General features: G+C 68.9%; 13 protein-coding genes and 1 tRNA gene. 6 read left to right on the top strand and 8 right to left on the bottom strand.

Annotated features, from left to right (window positions below; genetic code table 11):
* Window positions 1-7: 7 nt before the first annotated feature.
* The 4 genes from QTH87_RS07155 (at window position 8) to QTH87_RS07170 (ending at window position 3,791) form a co-directional block, all read left to right on the top strand.
* On the top strand, window positions 8-601 hold the full coding sequence (locus QTH87_RS07155; RefSeq protein ID WP_286608091.1) for a DUF4390 domain-containing protein: 594 nt from the start codon (window positions 8-10) through the stop codon (window positions 599-601).
* Window positions 598-2,925: a sensor histidine kinase gene (locus QTH87_RS07160; protein ID WP_286608093.1), complete on the top strand. Its 2,328-nt coding sequence runs from the start codon at window positions 598-600 to the stop codon at window positions 2,923-2,925. The genes QTH87_RS07155 and QTH87_RS07160 overlap by 4 nt, the downstream gene beginning before the upstream one ends.
* Window positions 2,926-3,001: 76 nt before the next feature.
* On the top strand, window positions 3,002-3,697 hold the full coding sequence (locus tag QTH87_RS07165; protein ID WP_286608095.1) for a response regulator: 696 nt from the start codon (window positions 3,002-3,004) through the stop codon (window positions 3,695-3,697).
* Window positions 3,698-3,715: 18 nt separating this feature from the next.
* Window positions 3,716-3,791: transfer RNA gene (locus QTH87_RS07170), tRNA-Phe, on the top strand.
* 67 nt (window positions 3,792-3,858) lie between these two features.
* Here the strand turns inward: QTH87_RS07170 and QTH87_RS07175 are convergent.
* The 4 genes from QTH87_RS07175 to QTH87_RS07190 form a co-directional block, all read right to left on the bottom strand.
* Entirely contained in the window at window positions 3,859-4,551 is a 693-nt protein-coding gene (locus QTH87_RS07175) for a YceH family protein (protein ID WP_286608096.1), read from the bottom strand.
* 104 nt (window positions 4,552-4,655) lie between these two features.
* Window positions 4,656-5,789 (bottom strand): phospholipase A, encoded by a 1,134-nt coding sequence (locus QTH87_RS07180; RefSeq protein ID WP_286608098.1) that lies wholly within the window; start codon window positions 5,787-5,789, stop codon window positions 4,656-4,658.
* A gap of 7 nt (window positions 5,790-5,796) precedes the next feature.
* A complete protein-coding gene (locus QTH87_RS07185) occupies window positions 5,797-6,288 on the bottom strand; it encodes a hypothetical protein (protein WP_286608099.1) in 492 nt (163 codons plus the stop codon).
* Complete coding sequence (locus QTH87_RS07190) at window positions 6,285-8,387, bottom strand: ATP-dependent helicase (RefSeq protein ID WP_286608100.1); 2,103 nt, start codon at window positions 8,385-8,387, stop codon at window positions 6,285-6,287. The genes QTH87_RS07185 and QTH87_RS07190 overlap by 4 nt, the downstream gene beginning before the upstream one ends.
* A 130-nt stretch (window positions 8,388-8,517) precedes the next feature.
* Here QTH87_RS07190 and QTH87_RS07195 point away from each other — a divergent pair, with 130 nt between their 5' ends.
* A complete protein-coding gene (locus tag QTH87_RS07195; protein WP_286609045.1) occupies window positions 8,518-9,543 on the top strand; it encodes an AEC family transporter in 1,026 nt (341 codons plus the stop codon).
* A 30-nt stretch (window positions 9,544-9,573) separates the two neighbouring features.
* Here the strand turns inward: QTH87_RS07195 and QTH87_RS07200 are convergent, their stop codons facing one another.
* On the bottom strand, window positions 9,574-10,254 hold the full coding sequence (locus QTH87_RS07200; protein ID WP_286608101.1) for a hypothetical protein: 681 nt from the start codon (window positions 10,252-10,254) through the stop codon (window positions 9,574-9,576).
* 256 nt (window positions 10,255-10,510) lie between these two features.
* Here QTH87_RS07200 and QTH87_RS07205 point away from each other — a divergent pair, with 256 nt between their 5' ends.
* Complete coding sequence (locus QTH87_RS07205; protein WP_286608102.1) at window positions 10,511-10,693, top strand: hypothetical protein; 183 nt, start codon at window positions 10,511-10,513, stop codon at window positions 10,691-10,693.
* Between the two features lie 31 nt (window positions 10,694-10,724).
* On the opposite strand, the gene priA is transcribed toward QTH87_RS07205, so the two are convergent.
* From priA to QTH87_RS07220, 3 genes are all read right to left on the bottom strand, one after another.
* A complete protein-coding gene (gene priA / locus QTH87_RS07210) occupies window positions 10,725-12,854 on the bottom strand; it encodes a replication restart helicase PriA (protein ID WP_286608104.1) in 2,130 nt (709 codons plus the stop codon).
* A 374-nt stretch (window positions 12,855-13,228) separates the two neighbouring features.
* Window positions 13,229-14,332, bottom strand: coding sequence for a uroporphyrinogen decarboxylase (hemE, locus tag QTH87_RS07215; RefSeq protein WP_286608105.1), 1,104 nt, complete (start codon window positions 14,330-14,332; stop codon window positions 13,229-13,231).
* A 127-nt stretch (window positions 14,333-14,459) separates the two neighbouring features.
* Complete coding sequence (locus QTH87_RS07220; RefSeq protein WP_286608106.1) at window positions 14,460-15,152, bottom strand: thioredoxin family protein; 693 nt, start codon at window positions 15,150-15,152, stop codon at window positions 14,460-14,462.
* Between the last annotated feature and the right edge of the window lie 91 nt (window positions 15,153-15,243).

Here is a 15,243-nt window from a genome sequence, read left to right on the forward strand (position 1 = left end):
GCTGGCGTTGCCGTCGCTGCTGCTGGTCCTGGCACTGGTCCTCGGCTGGCTGCCCGGCGCCACGCGGGCGGAAGGGCGCGGCGCCGCGATCACCCAGCTGCGGCTCGAGCAGGCCGACGACGGAATCTATCTCGCAGCCCAGGTGAGCTTCGAGCTGCCGCCGCTGGTCGAGGAAGTTCTCGACAAGGGCATCGCGATCTATTTCGTGGCCGAGGCCGAGCTCTATCGGGAGCGCTGGTACTGGACCGATCTCAAGGTCGCGCAGGCTTCGCGCTACATGCGCCTGGCCTACCAGCCCCTCACGCGCCGCTGGCGACTCAACGTGTCATCCGCCCCGATCACCAACGCCGGCTTCGGCGTTTCGCTGAACCAGAACTTCGACACGCTGGCCGATGCGCTCGAGGTCGTGAGCCGCATCGGTCGCATGCGGCTCGGAGACGTCGCCGAGCTCGGTGACGACGCCACGCACCCGGTCAGCTTCAAGTTCCGGCTCGACACCTCGCAGCTGCCGAGGCCGTTCCAGATCGGCGCCGTCGGTCAGAACGACTGGAACATCTCGGTCGAGAAGAGCGTCCGCCTGCCGGTGGAGAAGACGAAATGAGCACCGATCCGCGGGCGGCGTCGCGGGCGTCGCCGGCGGCGCGGCGTTCGCGCGCCATCCGCTGGGCCATCGGCGTGGTGGCGGCGCTGGTCACCGCAATCGGCCTGGTGCTGATGTTCCTGCTGGCCCAGGCGACCAACAACCGCGACTTCTACGAGCGCAATTACGCGCGCCTGTTCGGGATCAACGTGGTGGTCGCGGCGCTGCTCGTGATCGTCATCGGCTGGGTTGCGTTCCGGCTGCTGCGGCGACTGCGGCAGGGCAAGTTTGGCAGCCGCCTGCTGATCAAGCTGGCGGCCATCTTCGCGCTGGTCGGCGTGGTGCCCGGCGTGCTGGTCTACGTCGTTTCCTACCAGTTCGTCGCGCGCTCGATCGAGAGCTGGTTCGACGTCAAGGTCGAGGGCGCGCTCGATGCCGGCCTCAACCTCGGTCGGGCGACGCTCGACTCGCTGGCCGACGACCTTGCCAACAAGACCCGGACGGCGAGCAGCCAGCTGGCCAACGTGCCCGATGCCCGGGCCGGCCTGGTGCTGGAGCGCATCCGCGACCAGCTCGGCGCCACCGATGTCATCCTCTGGACCGGCACCGGCCAGCTGGTAGCCAGCGCCGGCGCCTCGCGCTTCCAGCTGAGTCCCGAGCGGCCGACCCAGCAGCAGCTGCGCCAGGTGCGCGCCGATCGCGCAGTGGCCCACATCGAGGGCCTCGACGAAACGCCGGCCGGTGGTGCGCCGGCGCCGCCGGCCAGCGTGCGTGCGCTGGCGCTCGTGCAGAGCCAGGGTTTCGAGTTCAACACCGAGCCGCGCTTCCTGCAGGTCACGCAGCCGCTGCCGCCGGCGGTCGTCACCAACGCGCTCGCGGTTCAGGAGGCCAACCGCGAATACCAGGAGCGCGCGCTCGCGCGCGAGGGCCTGCGCCGCATGTACATCGGCACGCTCACGCTGACGCTGTTCCTCGCGGTGTTCGGCGCCGTGCTGCTCGCGGTGCTGTTCGGCACCCAGCTGGCGCGGCCGCTGCTGGTGCTGGCCGATGGCGTGCGCCAGGTGGCGGCCGGCGACCTGCGGCCCACCGCGGTGCTGCAGGGGCGCGACGAGCTCGGCGGCCTCACGCGCTCGTTCGCGGTCATGACGCAGCAGCTCGCGGACGCGCGCGGCGCGGTCGAGAAGACCATGGGCGAACTCGACGCCGCGCGCTCGAACCTGCAGACCATCCTCGACAACCTGACCTCGGGCGTGATCGTGCTCGATGCCGCGGGCTACATCCGCTCGACCAACCCGGGTGCCACGCGCGTGCTGCGTGCGCCGCTGGCGGCGTTCGAGGGCCAGCAGCTGGCCGCGGTGCCGAACCTGGCCACCTTCGCGCAGAACGTGCAGCAGCAGTTCGACGATTTCGAGGTCGAGCGGCTGCAGCATGGCCTCGATCACTGGCAGCATGCCTTCGAGCTGCATCCCGAAGGCGATTCGATCATGGGCCAGGACGCGATCAACATCGTCGCCCGGGGTGCCGAACTGCCGGGCGCCGAACGGCTGCTGGTGTTCGACGACATCTCCGAGATCGTCTCGGCCCAGCGCGCGCAGGCCTGGGGCGAGGTCGCGCGGCGGCTCGCCCACGAGATCAAGAATCCGCTCACGCCGATCCAGCTCTCGGCCGAGCGGCTCGAGATGAAGCTGTCGGGCAAGGTCGCCCAGCCGGAGCAGGCGATCCTCACCAAGTCGGTCAAGACCATCGTCGACCAAGTCGATGCGATGAAGCGGCTGGTCAACGAATTCCGCGACTACGCGCGGCTGCCCGCAGCCGACCTCAGGCCGGTCGATCTCAACGCGCTGGTGGCCGACGTGCTGCACCTGTATCCGGCCGAGAACGCGCGCGTGGCGCTCCATGCCGAGCTCGACGCGCGCTGTCCGCCGATCCGCGGCGACGAGCAGCAGATCCGGCAGGTGATTCACAACCTGTTGCAGAACGCCCAGGACGCCGCCGAGAGCCAGGCGCTGCGCACGGGGCAGCCTGCCGAGGTGACCATCCGCACGCGGCTCGGTGATTCGGGCCAGCGGGTGCGCCTCACGGTGCAGGACAGCGGCACCGGATTCGCCGACAACATCCTCAAGCGGGCCTTCGAGCCCTACGTCACGACCAAGGCCAAGGGCACCGGCCTGGGCCTTGCGGTGGTCAAGAAGATCGCCGATGAGCACGGAGCCCGGATCGAACTTTCGAATCGTGTGGTCGAAGGGGCTGTGGCGGGGGCGCAAGTCTCGTTATCATTCGCGCTTGCAGCGCAGCCGCAGGGAGCGGTCGCTCACACCGAAGATTCGAAGTCATCCATCACCTGAGCGCTCGCGCACGGCAGTGGCGGCCAAGCGAACCGATCACTCCTAACTACAAGCAACGCGCACAACTCAAGCAGACATGGCAAACATCCTCGTGGTCGACGACGAGCTGGGCATCCGGGACCTGCTCTTCGAAATTCTCAATGACGAAGGCCACAACGTGGAGCTGGCGGAGAACGCCGCCGAAGCGCGCGCAGCGCGCCAGCGTGCGCGCCCCGACCTCGTGCTGCTCGACATCTGGATGCCCGACACCGACGGCGTCACGCTGCTGAAGGAGTGGTCCGCTGCCGGCCTCCTGAGCATGCCGGTCGTGATGATGAGCGGCCACGCCACCATCGACACCGCGGTCGACGCCACGCGCATCGGCGCCTTCGCCTTCCTCGAGAAGCCGATCACGCTGCAGAAGCTGCTGAAGGCGGTGGAGCAGGGCCTGGCCCGCGAAAGCGCACGCCGCGCCGCTGCCAGCGTGGTGCCGCCCGCGAGCAGCTTCGCCGCCGTCGTGACCACGGTGGGCGACAGCACGCTGGTTCCGGCAGCGCCTTCCTTGCCGGCTGCCGACCTCGGTCCGCAGTCGACCCAGAGCTTCGATCTCGACCGCCCGCTGCGCGACGCACGCGACGGTTTCGAGAAGGCCTACTTCGAGTTCCATCTCGCGATGGAGAACGGCTCCATGACCCGCGTGGCCGAGAAGACCGGCCTCGAGCGCACCCACCTGTATCGAAAACTCAAGCAACTTGGCGTCGATCTTTCGAGAGGCCGCCGAAGCGCTGTATAATCGCAGGCTGCACACCAAGGCCCGGTAGCTCAGTTGGTAGAGCAGCGGATTGAAAATCCGCGTGTCGGTGGTTCGATTCCGCCCCAGGCCACCAAATCCAGACGCCCCAGCACCTCTTCAGGTCCTGGGGCGTTTTCGTTGGGTCGCGAGATCGAGTCCGCTCAGCGCGAGCCTCCGGCATCGATGCCCAGTTCCGAACAGACGCGCGCGAGCAGCGCATCCAGACGCGCCACTTCGCCTTCGAGTCGGGCCACGTTCGCCTTCAATGCCGCCACTTCACCGAGCGAGAAATCGGCAGCAGCGAGCGGCGTACCCGGGCCCGTCGCCGATGTCGCCGCGTCTTCTGCCGGACCGCCGCTCAGCAGATGTGCCCAGCGGCTCTCGCGCGCACCGGGCAGGCGCGCCAGCTTGACGACCAGGGCGCCGGCCGCCCGTTCCGCCATCTCTTCCAGAAAGCCTTCGACGGCCGAGATGTCCGCGAAGTTGTGCATCCGATCGCAGGCGATCCGCAGCTCGCCCGCGGTCTGCGGCCCCCGCAGCATCAGCACCGTCAGCAGGATGATCGATTGCGAAGGAATGCGCAGCACGCCGTCGATGTTGTGCGCATAGCGGAAGGTGCGCCCGCCGCTGGTTTCCGACACCAGGCTGCGGCCCTTGAGGCTGTCGAGCGTGGCCTGCGCCTCGGCGTCGCTCACCTCGAGAATCGGGTTGCGGCTGGTCTTCTGGTTGCAGCCCGCGAGCAGCGCGTTCAGCGTGAGCGGGTAGCTGTCGGGCACGGTGCGCTGCTTTTCTGCCAGTACGCCGAGGACACGGGTTTCGAGCAGGGATAGCGTGGGAAGCGGAGAGGACGTCATGGCAGCGGTCGGCCGGCACGAGGCCGGTGCGGTCGGGCAAAGCTGCATTGTCGTTGCCCGGGCCGGCCCGGCCCGGCCCGGCCCGGCCCGGCGCCGCCGCGCGACTAGAAGTCGACCAGCGCCAGCCCGATCGTGAACACGGTGCGTTTGCGGTTGTAGTCGACCAGCGTGTCGCCGTAGCCATAGAACAGCTGGGTCTGGAAGCGCAGGTTGCTGCGCACCGGGTCGCCGATGACCTTGAGCCATTCGAGCCGGATCGCGCCCTTGCCGCCGTGCACCTGGACGCCGAGCTGGTTGAAGCGGTCGACCTGCCATGCGGCCTTGACGTCGGCGTTGCCGAGATACTTGGTGATGTCCGGGTTGTCGTCGTTGGCCGCGTTCTCCGAGATGCGCTTCCAGACGCGGCCCGTGATGACGAACTTGTCGCCCATCTCGATGCCACCCATCAGGTAGACCCGGTTCCAGCTGCGCGAGTAGGGCTCGTCCTGGCCGTTCGACTGGTGCACCAGCCCCAGGCCGGTGTAACGCAGGCGCCAGCCCCACGGCAGCTTGTAGTCGAGCGGGTAGCTGTAGATGACTTCGGGCTCGTGGTCGGTGGTGCGGAAGGGCCGCGACAGTTCGCTGTTGAAGACCTGCCAGGTCGAGAACTGCGAATAGGCGAACCACAGGCCGTCCTTCTTGGAGGGGTCGTCGCCCGTGAGGATGCCCTGCGCGAGCTTGGTCCGCAGCGACAGGCCGATGCGCATGTCCTGCGCCTGGTAGGGCCGGTCCTCGCCCGTGTGGTTCGGCGCCGGTGAGGTGGGGGTCTCGGGCTCATTCGCCGCGACACCGAGGCCGACGCTCAGCGGCCGGTAGCCGCGGAAGCCGAAGGTGCCGCAGCTGCTGCCTTCCTCGAGTTCCCAGAAGCGCGACAGGTGTGAATACTGGCGGTCGCGGCAGCCGTCCTCGCTGGTGATCGTCACCACTCGCGTGGCCGGCACCGTGGCGTCCACGGGCGGCATGGTCTCGACCAGCACGGTCGGGCTCGCGGGCACCGCGGTCGCGGGCAGGGTCTGCTGCTGCGCCCAGCGGTCGAAGCAGGCCAGGCGGGCATCGTTGCCTGCGAGCTTCTGGCACTGCTGCCATGTCAGTTGCGATTCGGACAGCGGGCTCGGCGGCTTGTCCGCGGGCTGTGCCCATGCGCCCGTGGCGCCGAGGCCGGCGAAGAAGGCGGCGAGGAAGGAAGCTTGTGTATTCATCAATCTGTCAGGGTGTAGCAGGGCCGGTCTTGTCGAGCACGAAGGGTTTCAGGCTTTCGTCCGCGGCATTGCGCCAGACGCCTTTCCACTGCCGGCCGCACGAGGCGGGCTGCAGCTCGCCGAGCCAGACGCCGCTGATGCCGCGGCCATCGAGCGATTCGTCGAGGCTCAGCATGCCGTCGTCGTCGATGTCGCCAGCGAGCTGGCCCACCGAGTCGGGCTTGCCGGGTACGGCGCGCGTGATTGTGCCCCGGACGCCCGCATAGTCCGGATGTTGGTTGAGCTTGACTTTTGCGACGCCCTCGGTGCCTTCGATCCGGGCCTCCCACTGGCCGAAGAGTCTGGGCAACGGAAGCTCGGTGCCGCGCGCCGGACAGTCGGCGCTTGCCGGGGCCGGCGTCCGCGTCGCCGCGGGGGGCGGTGCGGTCTGGGCTGCTGCGGCGGCGGCCAGCACGCTCGCGGCGGCGGCGATGCCGGCCAGGCGCAGGCGCTTCGTCATGGCGCTGCCGCCGCGGCGGCTGCTGCCGCTGCCGCGTTGTCCTGGACCTTGCGCGCGAACTCGGCGCGCAGCGCCTTGAGCTTCTCGCGCGGGTCTTCCTTGGCGGTCTTCTTGTCGAGCGCCATCTCTGCGATGAAGCGGCTCGGCTGCGCCGCCACCATCTCGCGGCCCTTCTTGCGCCGCTTGGTCCAGCTCACGGCCAGGCTGCGCTGGGCCCGCGTGATGCCCACGTACATGAGCCGGCGTTCTTCCTGCAGCCGGGTCAGCGTGTCGTCGCTGATCTTTTCCTGGCGGCCGTTGTCGTCGTCGAGCTTGAACGGGAGCAGGCCCTCGGTCACGCCGACCAGCATCACGTGCGGCCATTCGAGGCCCTTGGACGCATGCAGCGTCGACAGCGTGACCACGTTCTGGTCCTGCTCGCGCTCGCTGATGGTCGACAGCAGCGAGATGGTCTGCGCCACCTCGAGCAGGCTCTTGCGTTCGCTCTCGACCGTGGCACCCGAGGCGTCGTCGATGGTGCCGCCGCAGCGCTGCGACATCCAGTCGCAGAACTCCATCACGTTGGTCCAGCGGCTGGCCGCGAGCTGCTCGCTGTCCTCGCCGTCGTAGAGGTGCTTCTCGTAGTCGATCTCCTTGAGCCATTCGGCCAGGAAGGCGCGCGCGTCCTCGGCGCCCAGCGTGCGGCGCGCGCGGTACTCGAGGTCGTTGATGTAGCGGCCGAACTCGTGCAGGCCCTCCTGCGCACGCTTGGGCATCACGCTCGGCAGCGAGGGGCTGAACAGCGCCTCGAACAGGCTCAGCTTGTACTGGCTCGCGAAGGTGCCGAGCGCGGCCAGCGTGGTGTGGCCGATGCCGCGCTTGGGCGTGGTCACGGCGCGCAGGAAGGCCGGGTCGTCGTCGTTGTTGACCCACAGCCGGAACCAGCCGCAGAGGTCCTTGATCTCGGCCCGGTCGAAGAAGCTCTGGCCGCCCGACACCTTGTAGGGAATCTGTGCCTTGCGCAGCGCCTGCTCGAACACGCGCGCCTGGTGATTGGCGCGGTAGAGGATGGCGAAGTCGCGGAACTCCTTGTGCTGCGGCCCCTGAGTGGTGGCATCGCCCGCGCGCAGGCTCTGGATGCGTGCCACGGTGCGCTCGGCCTCGTGGGCCTCGCTGTCGGCATCGACGATGCGCACCGGCTCGCCTTCGCCGAGTTCGCTGAACAGCGTCTTCGGGAACAGCTTGGGATTGGGCCCGATCACGTTGTTGGCCGCGCGCAGGATCGCGCTGGTGCTGCGGTAGTTCTGCTCGAGCTTGATGACCTTGAGGTTCGGATAGTCGACCGGCAGCTTCTTCAGGTTGTCGAGCGTGGCGCCGCGCCAGCCGTAGATCGACTGGTCGTCGTCGCCCACCGCGGTGAAGCGGCCGCGCTCGCCGACCAGCGCCTTCAGCACCTCGTACTGGGTAGCGTTGGTGTCCTGGTATTCGTCGACCAGCACGTGGCCGAGCGCGGCCTGCCACTTGGCGCGCACCGCGTCGTGCTGCTGCAGCAGCTTGAGCGGCAGGCCGATCAGGTCGTCGAAGTCGACGCTCTGGTAGGCCGCGAGGCGCTCCTCGTAGCGGCCCATGATGCGGGCCGTGATGCGCTCGTTGTCGTCCACCGCCTGGGCCTCGGCCTGGGCCGCGTCGAGGCCCATGTTCTTCCACTTGCTGATGGTCCACTGCCAGATGCGCGCGGTGGCGGCATCGGTGGTGCCGCCGGCATCCTTGAGGATCTTGGTGACGTCGTCGCTGTCGAGGATGCTGAAGGCCGGCTTCAGGCCCAGCACCGCGCCGTCTTCGCGCATCATGCGCACGCCCAGGGCGTGGAAGGTGCACACCACCACCTTCTTGGCGTCGCGCCCGATCAGTCCCTTGGCGCGCTCGCGCATCTCGGCGGCCGCCTTGTTGGTGAAGGTGATGGCCGCGATGCGGTTCGGCTCGAGCCCGGCCTGGATCAGGCGCGCGATCTTGTGGGTGATCACGCGCGTCTTGCCCGAGCCGGCCCCGGCCAGGACCAGGCAGGGACCGTGCATGTAGTTGACGGCTTCTTGTTGCGCGAGATTGAGACCGGAGGACATGAGGCAGGAGCGAGCGGGAAGCCGGAATGATACGGGGGCACCCGTGCGCGGATGCCACGCCGGGTGTGCTAGGACGCCGGTCGGTGCCGTCGGCGGACAAAGCAAGCGGCGCGCCATGGACAATGGCCGCGTGCTGCAGATCTTCCTCGTCACCGTCCCGTTCTTCGCGCTGATCGCGGCCGGTTATGCGGCGGCCCGCGGCGGCCTGCTGCCGCTGGCGGCGATTCCGGGGCTGAACGCCTTCGTTCTGTACTTCGCGCTGCCCTGCATGCTGTTCCGCTTCGGCGCCCGGGCGCCGATCGGGCAGCTTCTCGACGGCGGCGTCGCCATCGTCTGGAGCCTGGCCGCACTGACGGTGGTCGCGGCCACGGTGGCCCTGAGCCGCAATCCGCGCATCGGCTGGAACGACGCCGCCTTCGGCGCGCTGGTGGCGGCCTTCCCGAACACCGGCTTCATGGGCGTGCCGCTGCTGGTGGCGATCCTCGGCGCGGCCGCGGCCCCGACCACGATCGTCACCATGGCCTTCGACATGGTCGTCACGTCCTCGCTGTGCATCGCGCTGTCGCGGCTCGACGGGGCCGACGGCCAGGGCGCCGCCCGGGCGCTGCGGCAGGCGATGCGCGGCATCCTCTACAACCCGATGCCGTGGTCCATCCTGCTCGGCGTTCTGGCCTCGGCCACGCAGTTCACGCTGCCGGGCCCGATCGACCGCACGGTCGCGATGCTGGCGGAGGCCGCTTCTCCGGTGGCCCTGTTCACGATCGGCGCGGTGCTCGCCCGCTCGGCGCTGCTGGCGCGCGAGCACCGGGCCAGCGCGGCCGTGGCCGCCGCACTGGGCAGCGCGGCGGGCCCTTCTCCGACCGCCGCGAGGGCCCAGGCTCCGCTCGTCGACGTGCTGCCTGCGGTTCTGATCAAGCTCATCGTGCATCCGCTTTTGGTGTGGGCTCTGGCGCACGCCGTCCGCGCGCTCGGCGTGCCGCTGGGCCAGACGGCGATGGTGACGATGGTGCTGGCGGCCGCGCTGCCCAGCGCAAGCAACGTTTCGATGCTGGCCGAGCGCTTCGGCGCCGACAACGGTCGGATCGCGCGGATCATCCTGTGGACCACGGTGGGCGCCTTCTTCAGCTTTCCGCTGGCGGCGCGCTGGGTCGGGTGAGAACTCCGGCAGTCCGAAGGCGCGGGAGCGCTATGGCGTCAGCACCCCGAGCTTGACCGGATCGGCGTCGGACAGCAGCTCGCAGCGCGACAGGTCCCGCCCCTGGGTGCCATCGCAGTAGAAGCTGTTGCTCACGCGGCCGAACAGGGTCGGCGTCGAGGTGAACAGCACGCCCTGGTTGGGTTGCCAGCGATCCCGGGCAGCGGACGGCGTGGCGGCCGGGGTCCCTTCCACGGCGGGCATCAAGGCCGAAGGCGCTGCGCCTTCGCTCATCGGCGCATGCGTGCCGGCCGGCTCGATGAACTCGGCCAGCGTGCGGTTGGCGTCGTCGCCGCGCCAGCGGCTCGCGAGTTCTCCGGGCTGCGGCTTGCCTTGCACCGGGATCAGGAGCGCATGCACCTGGAAGCCATGGCCGAAGCGGTGCTCCTTGCCGGCCAGGAAGGCGAAGGCACAGGCTGCCTGGCACTGTCCCTTGGCTTCGGTGTTGACGCCCGCGTTGCGGATCGCCCGGGCAAAGACCTCGGCCACCTCGGCCGATCCTCCGAGTGCGTTCTCGAAGACGACCGTTCGCACGTGGCCCCCTGCCAGCCGCGCTTCGAATTCCTTGACGGCGCTGCCGTCGAGCACGCCGCTGACGATCAGCCGGCTGCCCTGGAGCTCGAGGTCGGCCGCCCATGCGCCCGTTGCGGCAAAAGCCAGAACGAGGCTCAACAAAGTCCCTGATCGCGTGTTCACGAGATGGCCCTTTCGCAATGCCCTGGGTGAGCCTCGCCGCCCGCATAGCTTGGACAAGGCTCGCGCGCTTCGTCAACTCATGTTGCAGAGTATTTCCTACATCGCATTCACCGCGGTACGGATAGTGTCAACTATTGCTTATTACTAATGCTTCGGTTCTAAAAAGCACTGCTAAAGTAAGTCAACGACGCGGGAGATTGGCATGACGGGCTGGATGCGCGGGGGAATCTGTTTGGTTTGGCTGGTCGCCTTGGGCTGGCTCTGGATGGTCGGTGCGCTCGGCGCCGTGGCCGTAGGCGTGGCTGCCTTGGCGGGCCTCGTCGTGCTGGCGCTGCGCCCCGGCGCCTGGCATCGGCGCCGCCGATCGGGCCTTCGCTACGTCGAGATGGGCAAGGCGCCGGTCGGCCTGCTCTGAGGGCCGTCCAGATGGGCGGCCCCCTGCGCCCTCAGATGCTCTGAGGGTCGACGTCCACCAGCCAACGGATCACGCCCTTGCCCTCGGGCGCCTTGCGCAGCCCGTGCAGCAGTGGCTGCCAGCCCGCCAGCAGCCTTTGCAAGGCCGCACGTGAACTGCTTTCGATCAGCATCTGCGCGCGCTCGACGTTCGCGATGCGTTGAATCGTCAATGGCACCGCGGGATAGCGCGTGACGAGCTCGGCGCCGGGCAGCGAGTCGGCCGCAGCGCTGGCCGCGTTGAGGAAGGCCTGCGCGGCTTCCTGCGTGCGCGCATCGGCCCGCAGCAGCGCCTGGAAAGCGAACGGCGGCATGCCGGCCGCGGCGCGCTCTTCCAGTTCGCCCTGCGCAAAGCCCGCATGGTCGTGGCGCCGCAGGGCCGCGAACAGCGGATGCTGCGGGTGGTGGGTCTGGATCCACATTTCGGCAGTGCTGCCCTGCGCTGCCAGATAGGCGGCATCGCGGCCGGCGCGGCCGGCCGACTGCATGAGCAGCGAGAACAGCCGTTCGGGTGCCCGGAAGTCGCTCGAGAACAGCGCACCGTCCGGGTTGACCGCAGCCACCAGGGTGATGCGCCGGAAGTCGTGGCCCTTGGCGATCATCTGGGTGCCGACCAGCACGTCGACCTCGCCCGCATGCACCGCGGCCAGCTGCGATTCGAGCGCACCCTGCCGCCGCGTGCTGTCGGCGTCGATGCGCGCGATGCGCACCGCGCCGCCGTCTGCATGCCTGACTGCGGCGAACAGTTCGCCCAGGTGCTCCTCGAGGCGCTCGGTGCCGCGGCCCACGGGCGCGATGTCGGGGTTGCCGCAGGCCGGACAGGCGCGTGGCACGCGTTCCGTGAAGCCGCAGTGGTGGCAGCGTAGCGTGCGGTCGATCTTGTGGAACACGCGATAGGCGCTGCAGTGCGGGCATTCGCTCTTCCAGCCGCAGTCGCCGCAGGCCAGCACGGGCGCGTAGCCGCGGCGGTTGAGGAAGATCATGCTCTGCTCGCCGCGCGCGATGCGCTGGCCGATGGCATCGAGCAGCGCGCCCGAGATCACCGTCCGTGGCGGCTGCAGGTTCATGTCGACCAGCCGCACCGCCGGCAATGCGACGGCGCCCACGCGCGAAGGCATCGCGAGTCGCAGGTAGTTGCCGCCGGCGTCGCCGGCCGTGGCGGGCCGGCTGCGGTGCCAGCTCTCGAGCGACGGCGTGGCCGAGCCGAGCACCACCTTCGCGCCTTCGCGCTGGCCGCGCCAGACCGCCAGGTCGCGCGCCGAGTAGCGGGCGCCTTCCTGCTGCTTGTAGCTCGGGTCGTGCTCCTCGTCGACCACGATCAGGCGCAGCGCGGGCATCGAGGCGAACACCGCCATCCGCGTGCCCAGCACGATGCGGGCGCTGCCGCCGTGCGCCGCGATCCAGCTGGCGAGCCGCTGCGGGTTGGTCATGCCGCTGTGCAGCGAGACCACGGCCTCGGCGCCGAAGCGGGCCTTGAAGCGGGCCTCGAGCTGCGGCGTGAGGTTGATTTCCGGCACCATCACGAGCGCCTGGGCGTCGGGTTCGCGCGCCAGCAGCGCCGCCACGCTGCGCAGGTAGACCTCGGTCTTGCCGCTGCCGGTGCTGCCGAACAGCAGGAAGGGGCCGGCCTCGGCCTCGATGCGCGCGAGTGCCTGGGCCTGCTCGGGCGTCAGGGCCACGGGGCCGGCCTCGGGCGCAGCGGCGACGCGGTCGGCGGCGGCGCTTCTGCGCTTCAATCGGCGCCCGAGCTGCACGGCCGACATGTCGCGCAATTGAGGCGGCAGGGCAGCCAGCGCGATCTCTCCGAGCGAGCGCTGGTAGTAGCGCGCAGCGAAGCCGACGAGGTCGCGCCAGGCGTCGCCGAGCGCGGGCAGGGCGTCCAGCACGCCGGCGATCGGCTTGAGATCCGGCATCGCGACGTCCAGGGCGCCTGCGCTCGCCTCGTCGGTTGCCGCTTCCTCGGGCGACCGGGCGGCCCAGACCACGCCGAGAACCTCGCGCCGGCCCAGCGGCACGCGCACCAGTGCCCCCGGCGCGACAGCGCATGGGCTCGTGTAGCTAAGTACATCCCCTAGTGCACTGTGCGCCGGAGTCTGTACGGCGACGTGGATGCACCAATTCAAGGCAGGTTCCCGGTTCGGCGGTTTGTTAAGGACAATTTGAGCAAAACCACTTAAGTCATTGATTCTTCAGTACTTTGCGAGCCATCCAGAGATTCTGTGGATAACTTTGTTGATATCGAGGTCCGGACCCGTCGCCAGCCCTTCAAAATCAAGGCTTCGGCTGGAATGCCCGCAAAAAAAGCAAAGTTCAAAACCTATAAGAATCAATGACTTAGCTTCGCTATCGCTTTGGTAGCAGGGTTTGGCGGCGAAGCGGGGCTTTTGCGCACCGCAGCAGTCGTTTTGTGCATAAGTCAGTCACTCCTTACGCTTCAGGCGCTTGACAAGCGCGTTTCGAGACGATCTCGAATGCTTACAAGTGATAACAAATGGCGTTAGGCACGCAGCATTCTCGACTGCACATGCACTGCTTCGACGAGCGCGGCCACGTGGTCGGGCGGCGTGAACTGGCTGATGCCGTGGCCGAGGTTGAAGATGTGGGTCGGGCCGGTGCCCTCGGGATCGGTGTGCGGTCGCCCGAAGCTCTGCAGCACCTTGGCCACCTCGGCCTCGATCTGCGCCGGCGGCGCGAACAGCACGTTCGGATCGATGTTGCCCTGCAGCGCCTTGCCGCGCGGGCCTTCGCCGACCCGCGTGCGGGCCTGGCCGAGGTTCACGGTCCAGTCGAGGCCCAGCACCTCGCAGTCCAGCGGCTGCATGTCCTCGAGCCACAGGCCGCCGCCCTTGGTGAAGACGATGCGCGGCACGGGCTGGCCGTCGGCCCCGTCGCGCCTGAGCTGCGAGAGCACGCGCTGCGTGTAGGCCAGGCTGAAGGCCTGGAAGGCGCCATCGGCCAGCACACCGCCCCAGCTGTCGAAGATCATCACGGCCTGCGCGCCGGCGTCGATCTGGGCATTGAGGTAGGCCGCCACCGCATCGGCGTTGACTGCCAGCAGTCGGTGCATCAGGTCGGGACGGCTGTAGAGCAGGCTCTTGACCAGCCGGTAGTCGCTCGAACCGGCACCCTCGACCATGTAGCAGGCCAGCGTCCAGGGGCTGCCAGAGAAGCCGATCAGCGGCACCCGGCCATCGAGGGCGCGCCGGATCGACGCAACCGCATCGAAGACGTAGCGCAGCTTGTCGAGGTCGGGCACGGCGAGCGCCGAGATCGCGGCCTCGTCGCGCACGGGCCGGGCGAAGCGCGGGCCTTCGCCGGCCTCGAACGACAGGCCCAGCCCCATGGCATCCGGCACCGTCAGGATGTCGGAGAACAGGATCGCCGCGTCGAGCGGGAAGCGCTCCAGGGGCTGCAGCGTGACCTCGGTGGCGTAGTCGACGTGGGTCGCCAGCCCCATGAAGCTGCCGGCCTTGGCGCGGGTGGCCAGGTATTCGGGCAGGTAGCGCCCGGCCTGGCGCATGAGCCAGACGGGCGTGTGGTCGGTGGACTGGCGCCAGCAGGCGCGCAGGAAAGAGTCGTTCTTCAGCGGGGCGAAAGGCATCCCGCCATTGTCGCAGGGGGCCGCAGAGGTTCAGCGATCAGGCCGGCGCCGGGCCGCCCCAAGGCGGCCTGCGGCCCCCTCGGGGGGGCAGCGAGCCACACGAAGTGGGGGAGCGTGGGGGCCACATTCAGGATTTGTACTTGATCGAGCAGCCGTAGGGCCGCGTGGCGGCGGCGCTGATGGCCTTGCCGCCGAAGGCTTCGCCGAGCGCCTGATTGACGTAGTTGGTCGCGGTCTTGATGTCCTCGGGCCGGGCAGAGGCGATGCTGTCGATGCCACCCGCGTACACCAGCGTGCCCTTGGGGTCGACGATGAAGATGTGCGGCGTGGTGCGGGCGCCGTAGGCGCGGCCGATGACGCCGTCCTCGTCCATCAGCACCGCGGTCGGGGCGGCCGAGCGCTCCTTCATCCAGGCGGCCAGTGCCTCCGGCTTGAGGTAGTCGCTGGCATCGCGCTCGGTGGAATTGATGGCCAGCCAGACCACGCCCTTGGCGGTGGCGGCCTTCTGGGTGGCGGGCATGTTGCCGCCGCCGTAATGCTTGTTGACGAAGGGGCAGCCCGGGTTGGTCCATTCGAGGACCACGTACTTGCCCGCGAAGTCCGACAGGCGGTGCTTCGCGCCGGTGGTGTCGACCGCGACGAAATCCGGCGCCGGCTGGCCCACCGCGGGCGCCGCCATGGCCGGCGCGTTCATGAGGAAGGTGGCGCCGAGCGCGACCGCTGCCGTCATGATGGCGCGGCGCGAGGCCCGGCTCAGCGCTGCGCGCGCGTTGCGCGCGGCACGGTAGGAACGCGAGGCGGAGGATGACGATGGGGCCATGGTCAGCTTGAACTCCTGTGACAAAAAAGGCAACAACTGCGAGAGCTTAGAACGCTTTCTTCATCCTTGCGTGACAACCCGTAAGGCCTCG

The sequence above is a fragment of the Variovorax jilinensis genome (genome assembly GCF_030316885.1).
Lineage (GTDB): Bacteria > Pseudomonadota > Gammaproteobacteria > Burkholderiales > Burkholderiaceae_C > Variovorax > Variovorax jilinensis.

Bases quoted from the DNA above. Each gene is read 5' to 3' on its own strand.
- QTH87_RS07160 (WP_286608093.1), top strand. From the start codon at position 598: ATGAGCACCGATCCGCGGGCGGCGTCGCGGGCGTCGCCGGCGGCGCGG.
- QTH87_RS07165 (WP_286608095.1), top strand. From the start codon at position 3,002: ATGGCAAACATCCTCGTGGTCGACGACGAGCTGGGCATCCGGGACCTG.
- QTH87_RS07175 (WP_286608096.1), bottom strand. From the start codon at position 4,551: ATGACGTCCTCTCCGCTTCCCACGCTATCCCTGCTCGAAACCCGTGTC.
- QTH87_RS07180 (WP_286608098.1), bottom strand. From the start codon at position 5,789: ATGAATACACAAGCTTCCTTCCTCGCCGCCTTCTTCGCCGGCCTCGGC.
- QTH87_RS07185 (WP_286608099.1), bottom strand. From the start codon at position 6,288: ATGACGAAGCGCCTGCGCCTGGCCGGCATCGCCGCCGCCGCGAGCGTG.
- QTH87_RS07190 (WP_286608100.1), bottom strand. From the start codon at position 8,387: ATGTCCTCCGGTCTCAATCTCGCGCAACAAGAAGCCGTCAACTACATG.
- hemE (WP_286608105.1), bottom strand. From the start codon at position 14,332: ATGCCTTTCGCCCCGCTGAAGAACGACTCTTTCCTGCGCGCCTGCTGG.
- QTH87_RS07220 (WP_286608106.1), bottom strand. From the start codon at position 15,152: ATGGCCCCATCGTCATCCTCCGCCTCGCGTTCCTACCGTGCCGCGCGC.